General features: G+C 41.5%; 23 protein-coding genes. 1 reads left to right on the forward strand and 22 read right to left on the reverse strand.

The features are described 5' to 3' along the window. Positions 1-2: 2 nt before the first annotated feature. The 4 genes from MHI41_RS14340 to MHI41_RS14355 form a co-directional block, all read right to left on the reverse strand. Positions 3-671 (reverse strand): LysM peptidoglycan-binding domain-containing protein, encoded by a 669-nt coding sequence (locus tag MHI41_RS14340; protein WP_061420038.1) that lies wholly within the window; start codon positions 669-671, stop codon positions 3-5. Further along, a complete protein-coding gene (locus tag MHI41_RS14345; protein ID WP_342494772.1) occupies positions 664-4,434 on the reverse strand; it encodes a transglycosylase SLT domain-containing protein in 3,771 nt (1,256 codons plus the stop codon). Before MHI41_RS14345 ends, MHI41_RS14340 begins: the two co-directional genes overlap by 8 nt. 193 nt (positions 4,435-4,627) lie before the next feature. Continuing rightward, positions 4,628-4,765 carry a hypothetical protein gene (locus tag MHI41_RS14350; RefSeq protein ID WP_008344097.1) on the reverse strand — a complete coding sequence of 46 codons (138 nt, stop codon included), beginning with the start codon at positions 4,763-4,765 and terminating at the stop codon, positions 4,628-4,630. 41 nt (positions 4,766-4,806) lie between these two features. Continuing rightward, a complete protein-coding gene (locus tag MHI41_RS14355; protein ID WP_008344099.1) occupies positions 4,807-5,247 on the reverse strand; it encodes a phage portal protein in 441 nt (146 codons plus the stop codon). A 183-nt stretch (positions 5,248-5,430) separates the two neighbouring features. Here MHI41_RS14355 and MHI41_RS14360 point away from each other — a divergent pair, with 183 nt between their 5' ends. After that, on the forward strand, positions 5,431-5,487 hold the full coding sequence (locus tag MHI41_RS14360) for a putative holin-like toxin (protein ID WP_229200408.1): 57 nt from the start codon (positions 5,431-5,433) through the stop codon (positions 5,485-5,487). Between the two features lie 276 nt (positions 5,488-5,763). On the opposite strand, the gene MHI41_RS14365 is transcribed toward MHI41_RS14360, so the two are convergent. The 18 genes from MHI41_RS14365 to MHI41_RS14450 form a co-directional block, all read right to left on the reverse strand. Beyond that, complete coding sequence (locus tag MHI41_RS14365) at positions 5,764-6,207, reverse strand: phage tail tube protein (protein WP_003213309.1); 444 nt, start codon at positions 6,205-6,207, stop codon at positions 5,764-5,766. Position 6,208: 1 nt separating this feature from the next. Continuing rightward, positions 6,209-7,555 carry a phage tail sheath family protein gene (locus MHI41_RS14370; RefSeq protein ID WP_046344348.1) on the reverse strand — a complete coding sequence of 449 codons (1,347 nt, stop codon included), beginning with the start codon at positions 7,553-7,555 and terminating at the stop codon, positions 6,209-6,211. 3 nt (positions 7,556-7,558) lie between these two features. Then, positions 7,559-7,771 (reverse strand): hypothetical protein, encoded by a 213-nt coding sequence (locus MHI41_RS14375; RefSeq protein ID WP_008344108.1) that lies wholly within the window; start codon positions 7,769-7,771, stop codon positions 7,559-7,561. Further along, positions 7,758-8,213, reverse strand: a complete 456-nt coding sequence (locus MHI41_RS14380; protein ID WP_046344349.1) for a DUF6838 family protein — start codon at positions 8,211-8,213, stop codon at positions 7,758-7,760. Before MHI41_RS14380 ends, MHI41_RS14375 begins: the two co-directional genes overlap by 14 nt. 4 nt (positions 8,214-8,217) lie before the next feature. Beyond that, positions 8,218-8,715 carry an HK97 gp10 family phage protein gene (locus tag MHI41_RS14385; protein ID WP_017358988.1) on the reverse strand — a complete coding sequence of 166 codons (498 nt, stop codon included), beginning with the start codon at positions 8,713-8,715 and terminating at the stop codon, positions 8,218-8,220. Further along, positions 8,712-9,068 carry a YqbH/XkdH family protein gene (locus MHI41_RS14390; protein ID WP_017358987.1) on the reverse strand — a complete coding sequence of 119 codons (357 nt, stop codon included), beginning with the start codon at positions 9,066-9,068 and terminating at the stop codon, positions 8,712-8,714. The genes MHI41_RS14385 and MHI41_RS14390 overlap by 4 nt, the downstream gene beginning before the upstream one ends. Beyond that, positions 9,065-9,448 (reverse strand): DUF3199 family protein, encoded by a 384-nt coding sequence (locus MHI41_RS14395; protein ID WP_007500574.1) that lies wholly within the window; start codon positions 9,446-9,448, stop codon positions 9,065-9,067. Before MHI41_RS14395 ends, MHI41_RS14390 begins: the two co-directional genes overlap by 4 nt. 13 nt (positions 9,449-9,461) lie before the next feature. Continuing rightward, complete coding sequence (locus tag MHI41_RS14400) at positions 9,462-10,385, reverse strand: phage major capsid protein (RefSeq protein WP_008344119.1); 924 nt, start codon at positions 10,383-10,385, stop codon at positions 9,462-9,464. 22 nt (positions 10,386-10,407) lie between these two features. Then, entirely contained in the window at positions 10,408-11,499 is a 1,092-nt protein-coding gene (locus MHI41_RS14405; protein ID WP_025207874.1) for an XkdF-like putative serine protease domain-containing protein, read from the reverse strand. A gap of 34 nt (positions 11,500-11,533) precedes the next feature. Next, entirely contained in the window at positions 11,534-12,991 is a 1,458-nt protein-coding gene (locus MHI41_RS14410; protein ID WP_146270399.1) for a phage portal protein, read from the reverse strand. Continuing rightward, positions 12,988-14,289 carry a PBSX family phage terminase large subunit gene (locus MHI41_RS14415; protein ID WP_161630747.1) on the reverse strand — a complete coding sequence of 434 codons (1,302 nt, stop codon included), beginning with the start codon at positions 14,287-14,289 and terminating at the stop codon, positions 12,988-12,990. Before MHI41_RS14415 ends, MHI41_RS14410 begins: the two co-directional genes overlap by 4 nt. Before the next feature lie 8 nt (positions 14,290-14,297). After that, entirely contained in the window at positions 14,298-14,945 is a 648-nt protein-coding gene (terS, locus tag MHI41_RS14420) for a phage terminase small subunit (protein ID WP_008344125.1), read from the reverse strand. Positions 14,946-15,096: 151 nt separating this feature from the next. After that, positions 15,097-15,615 carry a sigma-70 family RNA polymerase sigma factor gene (locus MHI41_RS14425; RefSeq protein WP_007500562.1) on the reverse strand — a complete coding sequence of 173 codons (519 nt, stop codon included), beginning with the start codon at positions 15,613-15,615 and terminating at the stop codon, positions 15,097-15,099. A gap of 124 nt (positions 15,616-15,739) precedes the next feature. Beyond that, a complete protein-coding gene (locus MHI41_RS14430; RefSeq protein WP_008344129.1) occupies positions 15,740-15,946 on the reverse strand; it encodes an XtrA/YqaO family protein in 207 nt (68 codons plus the stop codon). Next, positions 15,943-16,347: a hypothetical protein gene (locus MHI41_RS14435; RefSeq protein ID WP_019743564.1), complete on the reverse strand. Its 405-nt coding sequence runs from the start codon at positions 16,345-16,347 to the stop codon at positions 15,943-15,945. The genes MHI41_RS14430 and MHI41_RS14435 overlap by 4 nt, the downstream gene beginning before the upstream one ends. A 102-nt stretch (positions 16,348-16,449) precedes the next feature. Beyond that, the gene (locus MHI41_RS14440; protein WP_223255589.1) at positions 16,450-16,644 is read right to left on the reverse strand and encodes a hypothetical protein; all 195 of its coding nucleotides are present in this window, start codon (positions 16,642-16,644) and stop codon (positions 16,450-16,452) included. Next, positions 16,622-16,774, reverse strand: a complete 153-nt coding sequence (locus tag MHI41_RS14445) for a hypothetical protein (RefSeq protein WP_008344135.1) — start codon at positions 16,772-16,774, stop codon at positions 16,622-16,624. Before MHI41_RS14445 ends, MHI41_RS14440 begins: the two co-directional genes overlap by 23 nt. Positions 16,775-16,792: 18 nt before the next feature. Continuing rightward, entirely contained in the window at positions 16,793-17,032 is a 240-nt protein-coding gene (locus MHI41_RS14450; protein WP_019743563.1) for a helix-turn-helix transcriptional regulator, read from the reverse strand. Between the last annotated feature and the right edge of the window lie 71 nt (positions 17,033-17,103).

Below are 17,103 nucleotides of genomic sequence, written 5' to 3' on the forward strand. Positions count from 1 at the left end.
CCCTATTGTGGTATTTTCAATTTTTGCCCTGGAAAAATCCAATATCCCGGCTGTTTAATATTGAGTTTACTTCGTTTGATCATCGCTGCTTTATTGGCATTCCAAATACGCCGCCATTTTGTACTATCGCCATAAAAACGGCCTGAAATGGCCCAAAGAGTATCTCCTTTTTTGACAGTGTACAATTTTGGTGGTGTTTTTGAGGGTCTTTTCTTTTTGGTTTGTTTCGCTTTTTTCTTTCGTTTGATTTTCCTAGGCGATGCGGTTTTATATTCCTTTAACGCGATCGTAAATTCACGATCGCCTATGTCATAAGACCCTTCCTTGTGAGTGAAGCTCTCAATGCTGCACGTCATATTGATTTTAGTCCCTGTCACAATCAGTCGCACAGACTTCTTTGAACGCATCATTCGTTCAATTTTCGCTATTGCATTCTCTGGTGATGGAATGCTTTTATATTCTGCAATTGGCGAATATTTCTTAGGAAATAATGAGGTGAATGATACTTGTTTAGCCGATGGTACATCAATAAAAGTCAGTTCTCCAAAAGAGGAGACCTTCACTGTTTCATTTTGCACATTATTTGTGATCTCAAGTTCGGATGGAAGCACAGGGAATCGCAGCTTCTCCTTGCCTTGGGAAATCCACAATTGATACACTGATTTACCCATCGATCACGACCCCTTTCGTTCCTGTCTGAAGTTCTACTTCCAATTCGTCTACAAGCATTTGTCTAATTTTTTCGACAAGCGATTGCTGATCCTGTCCATTATGGAAATGCTGATCACCATTGAACTGGATGGTGATTTGTTTATTACCTGACGTTGTTGCATTCCCAGCTGGCTGTGCTGAGGTGACTTGCTGCATCTGTGATTCTGGTAAAGGAGCAGATGCATTTGATGGATCATAGACTTGCATTCCAAGTGCCTTCGCTGCCTGCGTCAATAAATATCTCCCGCGAATACCTCTTTCTTCTGGAATAATCCATTCGCGTTTGTTTCCTTCACCGACTCTAGCTACCTGCTCCTGAGTAATCAATCCGCCATTGGCGTAGCCTTTATAAGGACCGCCTCTTCTCATACTCCGTAATCCCGGTGTATTGAAGACTGTTCCATATCTGCCCTTAATGTAGTTAATGGCTGCTACGGCATTATGAATTGGGTTCCAAATATCATTCATGCCCTTGCCTTTATTGGAATGGAAGGTCGGTCCAATGGTTTGCATTAACCCTTTAGAAGGCGTTCCCTTCTTGGCGTTGGAATCCCACAAGTTGATGGCTTTCGGGTTACCATTTGATTCGTGCTGAGCGATTGTCATAAGACCTGGAAGCCAGCTCATCGATGTACCAGTGGCCATCAGAGCTGCCATGAGCCATTGCTGAACACTAAGACCTGAAGCACCCATACCGCTGAACGCTCCGATTAATGAACCCGCTTGATTTTCAGCAAACTTTTTCACATCAACTGAATCGAGCCCTTTGACGACACCAATCGATGCGAATTTCCCTAGACTCATCATGACACGTGAAGGAGAATGAATGTCTAGTTCTTCTCTAAACGCCTGTTCCACTTTCTTCGCCATTTCTTTGGCAGCTTGTGTGACTTCACTTGCTTTTGAACGCATGCCGCTATTGAAGGCGTCGATCATTCCTGAACCCCATCCTGGTGATTCTTGTTTGGCTTGCAGGAATGGTTGTTTGACGTGTTGGTCTACGTATTGGCTTGTGCCAATTGATGTGGCATTTTGACCTGTTGCAAAGCCACTAACAGTTCCAGAACCCCAAGTTGGTGATGCTGTCATCACTTGTTGGTATGGTGCTTTTACACGACTTTGCAAAAAGCTATCAGTTCCTGTTGGTGTCATTTGCTGGCCAGTAGCAAATGCCGATACCGTTTGTTGTCCGTACTTTCCTGAATCTGATGTCATTTGATTAAAGGGCTGCTGAATGTTTTTTTGCTTCCATTGATCAAGTGAAACCACCTTTTGATTCAGCCCTTGTTCAAAATCATGATTAAATTGCTCGCCTATGCTGGCAGCTTGGATGTTTCCATTCATTGAAACCGTTCCACCAATCGAACCGGCAGAAGCATTTGGCGTTATTGGAGCTGGAGAGCTAGAAACTGGACTTGCTGCTCCGCTGCTGCTTGGCACAACAGACATTCCAAGATGAGAAGCAGCTTGTGCAAGCAACATCTTCCCACGGCCCCGGTTATTTTGAGTTGGAATGACAAATTCGTTACCCGCTTCACCAATCCATGATAAGGTAGGCTGGGTGATATAGCCGCCTGTGGCTTTTTGATCAGGTTTAAAATCTTTCCGACCTTTTTCCCGACCTTTTTCAAATTTTACAATATGCTTACCAATAACTTCCGCGCCTTTACTTTTAATTAAATCCCAAGTATCTCCTAAAATATTTTTACCCCAAGACTTTACATCATTCCACTTATTTGTCCACCAGTTCTTATTAAATAGGGTAGAAGAAGCAGTTGCTTTGGCAGCTGACCAAATTGTTTTGGATTGTTCCCATTTATTTTTCGACCAATTTTTTACATCATTCCACTTCTCGCCCCACCAATCTTTATTAAAGACAGTTTCACGGATTTTTCCTTTAATTGAGTTCCATATATCAACGGCACCATCCCATTTTTCTTGTGTCCATTTTTTTACGCTATCCCATTTTTCTCCCCACCACTCTCCGTTAAAAACGGTCTCACCAAGTTTTTTTGTGATAGAATTCCATATCTCGACTGCACCGTCCCATTTTTCTTGTGTCCAATCCTTGATAGCATCCCACTTCTCGCTCCACCATTCTCCATTAAATACAGTAGATTCCAAAGTTCCAGTAACGTACCCAGCCTGTTCTGCCCACCATTCTGAATTAAATAGTGTATTAGATGCTGTTGTTTTTATATCTTCCCATTTTTCACTTAAGTTCCCTAACGACTTCTCTGCGGAGGTTTTAACACTTCCCCACTTTTCACTCCACCAATCTTCACTAAATAACGTATTTGAAATATTCTCTTTTAATTTTGAGGTATCAAATACTTCCCCAAGTTTTGATCCACCTAAAGTTCCGGCGATGCTTCCAGCAACACCACCAACAGCAGCTCCTACAAATGGTATAGGAATTAGAGTTTGGCCTATTGCTGCTCCACTAATTCCTCCCGCTAGCCCTCCAGAGAATCCGCCTACTTTTTCTCCAACGTTTTCTTTCGTTGTTCCTATCAAATCTGTGGCACTTAATAAGTTCCCCAAGATAGGCACTCTCTTTAAAAGCTGGCTACTTCCTTTTCCTATATTTTTAAGTACATCTCCTAATCCACTTAGCCCCCCACTACCTTTCATCAAGCCCGCAAGTCCGGCTACAGAGGCTACTATACCTGTGGTTTTCTTCAATCCACTAGGTACTTTTTCAAAAATCTTACCTGCACTTGTTTTAAGTTTTCCTAATCTACCTTGAGGTCTTCTATACCTCTCAGTTCTTGTTATGGCGGTAGGATTTGAGGGTTGTCTTTGTGAACGTCCATTTCTATTTCTAGTCCTATTAGAGCCACGCCTACTTAAACCACGAGCACAACAAGGGCAACAACTACTACGAAACAAACCTTTTCCATCTCGATTATTTTGCTGCGTATTAGGAGTTGGATTTGTTGGGGTTTCTGTCGTTTGATTTTGAGCTGATGAGTTAGTGTTGTTTTCGCTCGATTGGTTTTTCGGACCAAGGATCAAATCTAATCCTTTGTTAAACCATTTATCTAGATACTCTTCAGGATTGATTTTAATTTTCTCACGAATTCGTCCGATTACTTCTTGCTTGTATTCGTCTATTTTCGTTTCAATCCAAGGTAGCGCCTTCTCATCCCAAAATTTCCTAGGGCTTAATTTTTCCTTCAATTTATCTGAGACGTCACCTGCATATTTTTCAATTTCTTTTAACGCCTTGTTCCCCAAATTCCCCAGCCAGCTTTGTTTGTTTTCCTGCGTTTTTGTAGCAGCTGTCGCATTAGGTTTCTTTTTGATTTTCTTTTCTTTCACAACTGACTCTGCCTGATCTCGTTTTTTCAACTTACTCTTTGCATTGTCTTGAACAGATACTCTGATCTCATGTTTAGCCATTGTCAAGCTTTTGAGTGTCTTTTTGATTCGTTGAATGGCAGCGGTGGCTTGGTCAACCATGTTTAATCTCATATAGTACGTTCTGTTCATGAGCTGAAGGATTGATTTTTTGATTGATGACATTTTTCCTGACAACTGATCATTCAGTTTGAACGTCAGCAGCATTGGACTTGTTCCGGATTGTTTCAATCGATCTATACTGGATTTAATGACATCTAGTCCTTTTGCTTGAATCGATATGACCATCTGTTTCGGTATCATGTTCAGCTGGTTTGTTAATGATTTGAGATCACGATAGATTCCTTGATCTAGCTTCATGGACAATACAGAAAACCTTCTCATCGATAAATTGAGGTTCCTTAGCTTCTTTTCATCCATTTCCAGGCTTATTTTCACCGGTTTTCTAAATGGTTTGAGCTGCTTCTCAAACGTTTGAAAACGTTTTTGAATGCGCAACAGCTTATTTGATACTTTGTCTTCTAATTCAAATCGTGCAGTGAGCTTCGCCAGTTTATTTCCCTCCTTTCTTTGCTTCTTTTTCTAGCATGTCGAGTTTGTAGCTGATGAGTCCGAATAAGAATGCCTTAAATTGTCTTGGTGCTTCGTATAAATCGAGGAGTTCTGATGGGGAATAGTGAAGCTCATGCATGGCGTAATATAAAAACACCGCTTCCTTATCCCCATCTTTTATTAGTTTTTTGCTGCGTCTTCTAAATCTTCAATTTCGTCTTCAAATCCGTTGATTTCAATGGCTTTGTTTAACCAGTTTGCGTATTCACCGCCGACAGATAAAACACGTTTTGCAACTTCAACTGGATCTTGTGTGCTGTAGGCTTCTCTTAATTCCTTTGAGCGGAAATCTGGATAAATCGTCGATTCAATGGCAATTCGTGCATAGAAGCGCTGGCTGTCTAAGTCTTTTACACGCCCTCTGCCTTTGACATTTTTGAACGTGGTGTTTTCTTTTTCCAGTTCATCAATACGTTCCGTGGTAATCGCTTTGAAGACAAAAGGAATGACATTCCCTTTTTTATCAACAAAACGCTTAGAAATTGGTACTTTGACCTCTTCTGCTTCTACTGTTTGTCCTGGCATAAAAAATGAAAGATCAAATGTTTGTTTTTCGCTCATGTTTAAAAACTCCCTTTTGTTTGTTTTTTGAATGCAAAAAAGCACATCCATTTTTGAATGTGCTTTCCAATCTTTTCATGTATAATATAACTCGTACAATTGAACGGCTTGCTCAAGGGTGTCTGGCTCATCCCCGATAGGAAGGGGGTGATGCTCATGTCAACGTTCCAAGCGATTTCCCTAATGCTTTTATTCGGGATGTTTATCCTTGCTTTGTTGACGTATATAAACAAAAAATAGACTCCCCTTGAGCTTTGGTAGGTGAAAGGGAAAGTCTATCCTTAAAACTATCTAATTGATAAGCCAGCCCCTTGAAGGGCCTCATTGTACATTGCCGGGATGTTAGCGCATCCTGGCTTCTTTTTATTGTATGCAAATCGCTTTGCATGTAAACATCATTTTGTGTGTCATTGAATGCCATGTGCATTACAAATGCATTCATTTTTCATTACATTTGCATTATAGCATATTTGGTCTTTATTTAGCTAATTAATTAGCTAATTTCCTCCACATTTCTTAGAAAGAATTCTTCAGCTTTTCAGGCAGATCAAAGTCTTCAAATGTAAATGGAACTTCTTCTTCAAGTGCCTCTGAATCGACATCTAGTCCAGCAATTTTAGCTGAATCAAAGTTGACATCGAATAATGTCACACGCTCTGTGCCTCGGCCTGATGATTTATCATCAATTACCGCTTGAAGAGTGAAATAAGGATCTTCCCCTTTTTTCACATAGTTGAGCATAAGTTGAACGAAACGTGACGTAACTTTATAGAATGTTGCCGTTCCTGTTCCGTTTGCCCCTGTTGTTTTATGACCAGTCATTCGGCGGCCCATTACGTTCACTTCTGATTTATTTTTCTCCACGTTTGCTTCAAACGTTTTGATAAAGGCAAGCTCCTCACCTTCTAAGAAAAGACGACCTTCTTTACCTGAGATTGTATTTTGCGCTTTAAAAGCCATCTTACTTCACCTCCACATTGAAATAGAATTTTTCTGCTGCGTCTACTGGCTGTACTGCTAAATCGATGATAAATCCATCACGATCTTCATTGAGGCCAATGACGATATCTGTTTCTGAGTTAAAGCCTGTAATGCCGCTTCCATCTTGAAGTTGTGTGAGATACTGTGTAATCAGTGTTTTCACAAGCTGCACACCGTCGTCTGATGCTGGAATGTCATTGCCATTGGCTTTGCGTAATTTAATCAAATTTTTCAGTTCAAATGTTAAATCATTGTTGATTGCATCTAGCACACGGATGATTTTGTTTTTCGCCATTTGCTGGTTCTTTTCAACCGTGAAGCTTGTCAAAGAGTTAATATCTTTTTCAACGCTCACCGTGCGGTCTCTTGCATCGAAAGTGAAAAGAAACTCTCCTTGTGATAAACGGTATTCTACTTGATCATTATCAAGACGCTCTAATGTATCGACTGCGCCTTCGTATTCAACAAAGGTCAGTGACTGATTAAAATTCGCTCCTGCACTTGCTCCTGCGACCCAAGCTGTTGTTTGAGCAGGCGTCAGTTCTGTTCCGTCTTCTAAAACAACACCGCTTGTGACATTGATGATTCCTTCTTGATCAGCTGCATAGTTAGCCACAACGCCTTGCACCTTACGTCCTTGCTTATCACGTAAACGCTCAATAAATGACGCGAATGTCGCTTTTAATTGCTCACTATTATCGACTGGAAGTGCAATGACATCAAAGTATTCCGTTTCAGCTGCTTCTAGGAAAGCTGTATAATCTGCGACACTTGCCACACCGTTTTTTCCGCCGCTTAAAGCCGCGCCAGCAGTAATGACCGCTTCACCTTCACCAGAAAATTGAACGTATTTGTTTTTCACAAGATCTTTGACATCTGTGACCACCTGTTTATCGACAATATCTGTTCCAAGATAGGTGATGACGTCACGCTTTGTGCTGTCGAGTACATTTTCTGCCACTTGAATGGTGATCTCATTTCCTTTTTGACCACCATAATTGGCTGTGACCACAAAGTTTTCTGCAATTTCCGCTTTGGCTGGCTCTCCTTCATTTAAACGATAAAGTAAAACCGTTTGCGCTTTTTTCTTCGCTTCACGGAAAAGAAGAAGTGACTTATCATCAATGTTAAGCCCGACCTTTTTATTTAAGTCTTCCATATCGGAAACGGAAATAAAGGTTTTTGGTTCTCCCCAGCTCATGACAAGAGGAAGTGCAACTGTTCCTCGCTCGCCTAAAGTAATTCGCTGCTCTGCTGTTGTTTTAAAATTAAAGTAAATGCCAGGACGCTTTTTCTCTGTACCTGGTGTAAAAGTGCCTCCGTTCATCCTTTAAACCTCCTTGGACAAAAAAGCATCGATGTGCTTCTTTGCTTCTGTTTTTGTAATTGGTTGATGTTTGATATAAAAAAGAGCACCTTCAAGGATTTCTGGTTTTACCCCAAAAAGATCCTTGCTGTGCTCTTTTAAGGCTTCAAATGAAAAGCCAAATTCTTTTTCTTCGCCCGCTGTTTGATCGAGCTGTGTTTTTTTAGTCTTGCTCACGTTTGATCACCCCATCTGAAAAATTGATATCTTCTAGGCTTGGCTGTTTATCTCGGTTGTACCAATAGCTGCTATCCCACGTCAGGACAATCGCTGCTACACCTTGATCTATGATTCTTGTTTCCACTCTTTTTATGCGGACATAATCATCAAGCACCTCTCCATCTTCACTGATCATCTGAATGATTTGACGATCAGCAAGCAATGCATCGACGACTGTTTCCGCCGCATCATGCGCTTTTTCTGTATCCATATGAAACACTTTCACTTGCAGCGAATAAGATTTCATAAAAGTAGACACTGTATCTGGACCACTAATGACAGTCACTGGCGGCACATAAACAGATGGCACTTGGAAACGCTCTGGCAGAAGACGATCATACATTTTCACAGGAAAGCGTGTGTATATATAATGCATGATTGCCCCGACTTCTTGATTCATTCCATCACCTCCCAAAATGTCGATCGATCCAGCTTTGAAGCTTTCGATCCAGCGAGTGTTCAAACATTTGTTCATAGAGCATGACGGCATGATCCCAGTACCCATTTCCTTCAATCCATTGAGATGAAAGCATCATGCCAGTACTGGCATTCGGATCATATTCAAAGCGGCTGCCGTTCCATCTGCCAGGCACCCATCTTCGTTCTCCATTTGAAGAAATGGCATGTCCATCGTTCACGTAAGAGGCATAATCAAGCTGTGTCCCCACTTCTAGCGTGAGCCCGCCTCGGGAAGTGAGAAAGTAATTCTCCTTGTCACCTTTTTGAAAGGAATTGAGGAGACGGCCTGTATCAACAGCCTTTTCTTTGATGATTTCATCTTGAATGATGTCTAGAAACTGTAAGCCCATTTCCTGTAACCACTCTTGATATTGCGCCGTTAAGCCGATACTATTTGCCTGTTGGAGCTGGGATAGCAGCCGGTCAAGTCCATCAATTTTCATAAGTTTTCCTTTCTGACGGCCATCACTTCCATGTGATGATTTTTCACTCTTTTTGGCTGCTGCAACTTGAGTGAGATGCCGTTCCACACCATTTTGTCATGCAAGCGAATGTCGCTTGCTAAAGGGAAATGGACGAGATAGGACTGATAGATAACTGTATTCGGTTCTTCTTGCACGAGTGACTGGCTTTTTTCTACAACATAGCAAGCCACATCTCTCATACTTGGTGTATCAGGATAAGTGAGGTCCGTTTGCAGATCCCCTGCTGGTATACCAAATTTGCCACGGACTGCCCCCTCATTCTCTAAGTGAAAAAGATCACAGCGATCCGTTAATAGAGAATCATAGCTCATAATGATCTCACCTTTAAATTGGCGCTGCCGCCAGTTAATGAAGGTTCAATATAATCAACAAGAAGGGCATACACATAAGGTCTGCCTTTCACTTTGTCCGCTGCCTTTGCATATGAATAATCACCCATTTTTTCTGAAGTCAAGCCTTTCATCATGGATTCATCATCATTCAGCATGGCAAAATACTGGGCCATTTTTAATAAGGCGATCCTTGCTTTTTCAGGAATGGGCTGATATTTTTCATGCGTAAAATCGTGCCCGACCATTTGAAATACCGCTGCTTCTGCTTCAATAATATCTGCCGCTAGTCTCTCTACAGAACGATTTTTCACGCGATCAAATACAGAATAGGCTTGTAGTTCCTCAGCAGAAATGATCATAGCCTGCTGTCACCTACTCTTTCACTTTCATGACTTTGGCTACAGCATCCTCTTCCTCAAATTTGCTGTCGAGCTTCGCTGTCAGAACAATGATAAACTTACGGCTGCGAATATCTTTTTCTACTTCAATGCGAATATTGCGAGAAAACCCTACGATAATGTTTTTCGGATGTGTCAGTAAAATATCTGATACATCTGTTCCTTCTTCATCATATGGCTGCATATTGGCAAGACCTTTGACCGGAACACCAAATGCAGAAGAAAGGCCGCCTTGAATCGCCGCATCTCCGAGACCTGTCTGACGGTTTGCTACTTGGTCTTTCCACTCGACCTCTAAACTTGGGGATGTATAAAAACGGAAATCCTGAGGTACACGTAAATATTTTGACGGCATCGCTTTATAGGCTTGTTTGAACATTTGACGGCTAATTTCCGCTCCATTCGCATCGACAATATGAGAAACTGCCTGTTTTCGTACGCCATCCATTTGAGCTAAAAATGGATCTTGTGATGTTGTATCACCGTTGACGATCAGTTCTTCAATATCGACTGCCGCTCGTTCCGCCAGCATTTGCATAATGGTCTGCTGAATCCCGTCTTTTTCAATGTTGTTTTCAATGCTGTCGTACGTCATATGAATCTCAGCAATGACTTCTTTTGCATTGAGCTGAACAGTGCTTGTCGCTGGGACAACACGGTCTTTTGCATCAAGCGCTTTGCCTTCTTCTGCTGGGCGTAAAATGCGCTGACCGAAGCCGATTTTTTCGATTTTTTGTGAATCACTTTCCATTGGAATGATACGTGCATCATTTAAAACGGTTGGTGTATTTTGCATCATTCTAATGAATGTGTTAGATTGGGCTGCGTTCATGAGACCGCCTGTTTTTAAGCTGGCAAGTGTCATTTCAGCCTTGCGAATCAACTCTTGATTTCTCACACTTTTTCCTCCTTATTTAGGCTTATAGTAAGCCATCCCATATGGGCTTTGTCATATCATTTTGTGTATCGTGATTTGTTTGTTTAGAAATGCCCCGCGCTTTTTCAAGCATGTGTATCCGCTCTGAAATAGGCAGTAGCTGCTGCTGAAGCACATCCTGAATCGCTGCTTTTTCTCTGCCTGCTGATTTCTCTAAGGAAGAGAGCTGATGGCGAATTGGCGCAACCACTTGCTCCAGCACTTTTTGTACAGGTTCTTCTTCACCTGTTTGATCTGTCCCTTGTTTATCCGCTTGTTGTAAAACGTTGTCGATGGCCATTTTTGCTTTTTCTAGTTCGCGTACTTGATCAGTCGTTAATCCGGCATCTTGCTTTTGAACGGATGCTGGTCTTTCACCAATCGTTTGGAGGACATCATTTGTTTTCAACACATCCTGCACAATTGGAATCAATTGTTCAAGTGCCGCTCTTACGCTAGACTCATCACCATCACTTGACTGCAACGTTTCCAGCAGATGATCTAAAACGCTCCAAAATTGTTGTGGCATATTTGCACCTTCCTCTTTCAAAAAGAAATTTTTCAGCAAAGAAAAAAGCCCTCTCTCGTTCGTTTCTTGAGATAGGAGCTGATCGTGTTCCTCTATTGCGATGATGTCTGCTGTTCCAGCCATTGAGTAGCCTGTAATATGGCCTTGCTGAATTTGGTCCCAAATATCTTGTGATGCCTTTGTCACAAGTACCCAAGATCCTTTTTGAATCAGCTCCCCGCCTACTTCAAAATCCGCTGGGGCAATGTATGATTCGACGACTTCGCCAACACCGTCTTGAAAATCATGCTGTTTATCAATATGACGGGCATCTTTCATAAAACCGTGTGCTGCTCTTTCAATTTCTTTGGCTGACATAAAGTCTTGATGTGCATCAGGTGTATTCGGTTCATACACGACGCCATATACGAGGCGATGCGCGTCCTCTGCCTTCGTCAGGACACTGACTTCTTTTTGAAAGTCAGGCTGCTTTTTCTTTGCTTTCATCAAGAAAAATTTCTTTTGGTTGGCGGCCTTGTCCACATAGGAAACATGCGTAATTTTTGCGTTTTTTAATTCCCTTGGCATATGTTCACCCCCTTTCAAAAAAGCTCACGTCCTTCTATTTCTCTAGCCGGTTTGGCTCAGATGGAGACAGCCCATCAGCTGTTTTTATGCGGCTTTCTAAAGGTCGGTGGTAGAATTCTTCCGGCCATTCCTCTAACGTCTTGCCAAGAATACGCCCCGCAAGATCTCGTAAATCATTTGGCGATACTGCCCCAGCCTGAATAAATGGTGTCAGAACCTTCGCTATCTCTAACGGATCTCTAAAGTCAGGGCCATTTAATAGAAAGCGGACATGCCATATATCTAAATCCGGGAGAAAAAGAGTATTGAGTTTCCCTGTAATAAGATGCCGCTCTGGCTGAAACACTTGCTCCTCCGTTGTTTTTCGCGCGGTATCTGCTGTGGCCTTGTTATAATCTTGTGACTCTCCTGTGTAAATAGGCGGCAGACGAAAAGCGGAGCGGATTTTGTTTCTCGTCTTTTCATCGTATTCTAAAAAGAGCGCATCCTCTTGTAGGATTTCCGCCAAGGATTTAAAGTTCACTTTGACATTTGATACATCTTCTTCACCTGTTAATCCTTTTTCTGTCGGAAGCCCTTCTACTTCAAGCAATAAAAACTTATGCGCATGGTCAGAGCCTTCAATATCATCCATATAATCTTGTAGCTGCTGATAAGAAGTCTCTGACAGCATGCCGTTTTCGACAATGATGGCACCAGGTACATGCCGTCCTTGCTTAAAATAAAGATAATTCAGCTCTTCTGCTTTTCGTGCGCCATACATATTGACGATGTTGCCAATCCAGCGGGGAATCCCATACGTCCCACTGCCAATTTTAAAATGAATGACTTCTGTTGCTTGAAGCGGTTCTGGTGTAGCATCATCGTACTTGCCTGTTTCACAATTTAATATGCGCGGATCACCATACTCCTTGAAAAAGACTTTCTTCTCATTGATGACCTGCACATATTTTCGGAATCGTTTCTTGCGATTCATCGTCTTTAATTCGCCGTTTTCTGTAAAGCGGAATTCGACGTCGACTGGCTCACTCAGTTTGCAAATGCGGATATGGAGTGCATCCAAATACTCGATTCCTGCCGGCTTTCCTTGTCCATCCCGCAGCACCTCTAAAAAGCCATTTCCTGTTTTCTCCCGGTCTTCTAAGACATAACCAAGAATCACGTCAGCAGACTCATCATAGTTCATGTATTTCGTAAACTCTTCGAGTCTTGTCCATTCCTTCTCGGCTGTCTTCTTTTTGACCGGTTTCACATCTTCCGCATTAAAATCAAAGGCGTATTCCACCCCAAATCCAAAACCTAAAATGTTTGTTCGATACGCATCTATACATTGCTGAAGAATCGTTGAGTATTCTGCCATGCTTTTTAATTCATTGATATGGTAGGGCGGGGGGACAATGTCATCTTTTTCGTATGAAAATTCATCCTCATACATTTGTTTTGTATGATCAGACATGTTGGCCTTCATAATCGTTGCTTTTAATTGTTTCATTGTATGGACCTCCTCTCTCGGTTTGGACGGACACGCTCTGAAGCAGTCTGTTTCAAATCGGTCACTTCATAATCATCTAGCGCATACCAAATGGCGGATAATGTGTGTGGATCGATTTGAAATTCATCTTCCTCTAAGCGGCCGTTCTTATCTGCCTTATAGGTTAGTGATTGAAGTTCATAGATGGTATAAGGGCAAGCATCAGAACAAATGATTTTCTTAAATCGTTTGATTTTCTTTGTATATTGCAAACGTGAGCCTTGGAACTTATGTGCAGCGACCATTTGAAATCCGCGCTGCCGAAAATAGTGAATCGTTTTAGGCTCTGCTGCATCTGCCTTAATCAGTTCCTTTGATTCAACAAATTCTTTCAAATCAACAGCTGTTTCATCATCTGTTTTCCCGCGGTCGTAATATTCCCAATAAATATATAAGTACTTTTTTTCATGATCGACAGCTAACCGAATGAGCGCATTGTAGGATTCGACAAATCCAAAATCCATCCCCGCCCGTTTCAGCGGTCTTTCAATCTGCCCGATCGCTTCTAATACGTCAGCATGCTGTCTGACCTCAAATTGCGGAAACACTTTTGTGCCATTGATACCGAAGTATCCCTTCCTTGCAATTCGATAAAGATCTGGATCGTATTCTTTCAGCTCATCCAGCTGCTTGACATAGCTTTTAGGAAGAAATAGATTGTCTTCTGCTGTTGAGTGGTGATAGTACGTATCTTTTATCACGATGGTTCGCTGTTTGTATAAGGTTTCGTCATCAAGGACAAAACGTTTCAGCTGCTCATCTCGAAAGAAATGTCTGTACGTCCAATTATCCTGACCAACGGGATTCGTCGATAACATCATATAAAGAGGTAAAACCGGATGTCTCAGCCTTCCAAGCAGTTCTTTAAACCCTTCATAAGAAACCTCGGAACACTCCTCAATCCAAATCATTGAGATGTTGTTGATCGACTTCAATTTCTCAGGCTTGTCCAGTCCTTTAAATAAAATGCTGCTCCCATTGCGAAAAGTGAGAGCAAGCGGTGAACTGCGGCACTTTACTAGATGATCGATGCCAAGATCGCTGACGATTTCTTGTAAAAGAGAATAGGTCGACTCCCGGTGCGTATCATACACTTCTCGAATGACAAGTGCTGTCCGTTTTTCCTCAAGCAGCTTTAAGATCAGCTTTAAAGCAATGTGATAGCTTTTGGATGAGCCATAGCCGCCTACTAAAAACTGAAACTTTTGATTCCAATCGAACAAAAAGTGTTCAAAGTGAGGATTGACTTCTTTTTCAATCAACGGCGTCATGAATCGTCCTCTTTTCTTTTGATCATGATATGAAGATCTTCTTCTTTTTCCTCACGAACTGCTTTTTTTGTTTTTTCGATTGTCAGCTCAATTTGCTTCAGCCTTAATCTTCGTTCATCTTTCGCATGAGCGAGCTCTTCAAACTGTTTAATCAGCCGTCTTAGCTCTCCCATTGCACGAGATTGGGCATTTAAAAAAGTGGCATGCCGATCCCATGAAAATTGAAACGAAAATTCCTCTGCCGTGATCTCTGGCTCTGGATGAATGCCTTCACCTGTTTCTTCCTCTAATGAAGAAGGCAAGTACGTCGCCTTTTTCAGTTCTTTGATCATGTCATCTTGATCTGCTACATGCATGATGCGCTGCGCTCGAATAATGGCTGCGTATTGAATTTGAATTTGATCCCAGATGATATCAAGAGATGTGCGCCCATCCATTTTTTCCATGATTTCAATCGTTTCATCTGAAAGAAATTGATGAAAAATCGAGTGCGCCTGCTTTGACGGTGTTTTTTGTCTTTGCCAGCCGTATCGTCTTTTCCATGATTTGACGGTATGGATGGAGACGTTGTAATGATCTGCTAGCTGCTGGTACGTCATCCCTTTCATATAATCCTGCTTAGCCTCTATCCGTTTATCTTTCATTTACATTCACCTGCCGCCTCCTTTTAGTTCGAATGATTCCCTGAAGAGGAATCATTTGTGCCGGGCTAGCAAACATTCGTTTGGTCTTTCTAACTATAGGTGGCAACTGTAAGACAAGCTTTTGAAGATTGAGTGATGAAAGAAAAAACGCCTATTCAGCAGCTTTGAATAGGCGTTCTTGTACTTTTTTGGACATTTTGGTCCGAGCTCTTTCCATATGTTTTTGGACTGTTCCTTTTTTTACATCTAGCATAATCGCAATCTCGCTAAATGACAGACCCTGCGTTGTGTGCATAAAAAATACGTCTTTCTCTCGATCTGTTAAAACAGACAAAGCTTCATCGATGCGCCTTTTGTCTCGCTCACTTACCTCTCTTTCTTTCTCTTGAATGAGGGTGTATTCATGTGATAAAGCCTCTAATACTTCTGGATTGGCAAGAATGGTGCGCTGATACACAGATCTTCTGTCTAATCCTCTGCGTGCGCCTGGCTCTCTACCGATTTGAAGCCATTCCACCACGTATTCTAGATCGCTGACCATACTGGCGATCATTTTTTGATCATGTTTGTCCTGATCTGACATCTGTTTCTCTTCTTTGTCTTTCAATTGTTCATATCGTTTTCTGGCATCTTTTAAACTTCTTTTATATTCGATCAGTAAATCTTGCATCTGTGCTCTCTCCCTTTTTTAAGAAAATAAAAAACGGACACCAATCAGCCCCTTTTTATAGGGTCTTGATCAGTGTCCGCAGGCTTTCCGTCTTGGACTTATTCAGTTATTCTTGTTCATCAGGCTAGCTGATTTTAAAACCAATCTCGTGATCGACTCTTGCAAAATGTCCTTTTGCTGTTTGAATAATCGTTTTTCCATGCTCAGGTACATCCATCATATAAGCCGTTCCTACGTTTCCATCTAACACAATGACTTGAATCTTTCCTTTTTCCATTTCACCGACAAATGTCTGGTTTTCTTGAATCATGAGTTGTTTTGGCTCGTTCATATGCTTGTCTCCTTATTTGGTGGTGAGGATCTCATATCATCACCCATCGTATTTAAAATGATTTCCATTCGAGGACGCATGCTATAAAACTGTGAAACTCTTAATTCTACAATCTGTAAAGAGGCGTCATCGGCAATGGCATGAAGTGCTTCTTGTATATACTGCAAACTTGGTTGAAGAATGCTGATGTGTACTGGGCGTATCAAGCCTTTTTCAGCAGATGTACGCGTGTCTTGGCTGTTCGCTAGATCAATGGGCATATTGTAAAATAAGCGAATGTCGAGTGATAATGCGCCTTTTATTCTGCTTGAGCATTGCGCTTTTGCGGCTGCTTGAATTCTGTTTATCAATGTCTCTTTTGTGCATAAATGTTCTTTTTCAATGATAAAATGAAGGACCATGCTACGATCTCCCGTCATCCTTCGCCCACTGCCGAATGTCTTGTTCGTTTTGACCCGCATTGAGCAAACATTTCAGGAATGTCATGATTTGCTTCAATCGATTCATGTCGCATTCATCCTTTCCTTCTTATTGTCATCAACGTCTTTTTCTGCCATGAGGGTCATGTATGTGCGTTTTTCTTCTGCCGTGGGGAAAGCAAACATCGGCTCTTTTTGATGAAAAGTGATCCAGCCGCCAGCTTGTACTAGGCAATGCTGTGCTTCTTTTCGGGCATCAAATGTCATCTGATGTCTCATCATCATCAAATCCTTTCTCACGGTTCTCGTCCTCTAATCGATAACCATTTCGGGACATTTCATATGGCCAGTAACGTTTTGGATAGCCGAAATCATTCATTTGTGTCACCATCGGATGTTCGATATTCATTCTGTTTGTCTCCCCTTTTTAAGAACGGTCTTCCTCAAGAATATTACTCTCTTTGTGTAACTTTTGACCAAAAAAAAGCTCTTGAACACCGATATTTAGCAAATCTGCAATATGCTTGGCTATTTCTAAGCTGGGCTTTGTTCGGCCCATTTCTATATTTGCATAGCCACTCGTGTACTTATATCCAAGTTTTTTCGCCATATACGTTTGTGTTTTTCCTTGTAATATTCGTTCTTCTCGTAAATTTTCAAGTTTCATGTTTCCACCTCTTACTCATTATGTGTAAGTTATATTCATTATGATAATATACACAAAACGAGTAAGTCAAT

It is taken from the genome of Bacillus sp. FSL M7-0307 (assembly GCF_038627835.1).
GTDB classification, from domain to species: Bacteria; Bacillota; Bacilli; order Bacillales; family Bacillaceae; genus Bacillus; species Bacillus altitudinis.

Coding starts and splice junctions, on each gene's coding strand:
- MHI41_RS14340 (WP_061420038.1), bottom strand. CDS start 671: ATGGGTAAATCAGTGTATCAATTGTGGATTTCCCAAGGCAAGGAGAAG.
- MHI41_RS14345 (WP_342494772.1), bottom strand. CDS start 4,434: ATGAAGCTAGATCAAGGAATCTATCGTGATCTCAAATCATTAACAAAC.
- MHI41_RS14350 (WP_008344097.1), bottom strand. CDS start 4,765: ATGCATGAGCTTCACTATTCCCCATCAGAACTCCTCGATTTATACGAA.
- MHI41_RS14355 (WP_008344099.1), bottom strand. CDS start 5,247: ATGAGCGAAAAACAAACATTTGATCTTTCATTTTTTATGCCAGGACAA.
- MHI41_RS14365 (WP_003213309.1), bottom strand. CDS start 6,207: ATGGCTTTTAAAGCGCAAAATACAATCTCAGGTAAAGAAGGTCGTCTT.
- MHI41_RS14370 (WP_046344348.1), bottom strand. CDS start 7,555: ATGAACGGAGGCACTTTTACACCAGGTACAGAGAAAAAGCGTCCTGGC.
- MHI41_RS14380 (WP_046344349.1), bottom strand. CDS start 8,213: ATGAATCAAGAAGTCGGGGCAATCATGCATTATATATACACACGCTTT.
- MHI41_RS14385 (WP_017358988.1), bottom strand. CDS start 8,715: ATGAAAATTGATGGACTTGACCGGCTGCTATCCCAGCTCCAACAGGCA.
- MHI41_RS14390 (WP_017358987.1), bottom strand. CDS start 9,068: ATGAGCTATGATTCTCTATTAACGGATCGCTGTGATCTTTTTCACTTA.
- MHI41_RS14395 (WP_007500574.1), bottom strand. CDS start 9,448: ATGATCATTTCTGCTGAGGAACTACAAGCCTATTCTGTATTTGATCGC.
- MHI41_RS14405 (WP_025207874.1), bottom strand. CDS start 11,499: ATGCCAAGGGAATTAAAAAACGCAAAAATTACGCATGTTTCCTATGTG.
- MHI41_RS14410 (WP_146270399.1), bottom strand. CDS start 12,991: ATGAAACAATTAAAAGCAACGATTATGAAGGCCAACATGTCTGATCAT.
- terS (WP_008344125.1), bottom strand. CDS start 14,945: ATGAAAGATAAACGGATAGAGGCTAAGCAGGATTATATGAAAGGGATG.
- MHI41_RS14425 (WP_007500562.1), bottom strand. CDS start 15,615: ATGCAAGATTTACTGATCGAATATAAAAGAAGTTTAAAAGATGCCAGA.
- MHI41_RS14430 (WP_008344129.1), bottom strand. CDS start 15,946: ATGAACGAGCCAAAACAACTCATGATTCAAGAAAACCAGACATTTGTC.
- MHI41_RS14435 (WP_019743564.1), bottom strand. CDS start 16,347: ATGGTCCTTCATTTTATCATTGAAAAAGAACATTTATGCACAAAAGAG.
- MHI41_RS14440 (WP_223255589.1), bottom strand. CDS start 16,644: ATGAGACATCAGATGACATTTGATGCCCGAAAAGAAGCACAGCATTGC.
- MHI41_RS14445 (WP_008344135.1), bottom strand. CDS start 16,774: ATGAATATCGAACATCCGATGGTGACACAAATGAATGATTTCGGCTAT.
- MHI41_RS14450 (WP_019743563.1), bottom strand. CDS start 17,032: ATGAAACTTGAAAATTTACGAGAAGAACGAATATTACAAGGAAAAACA.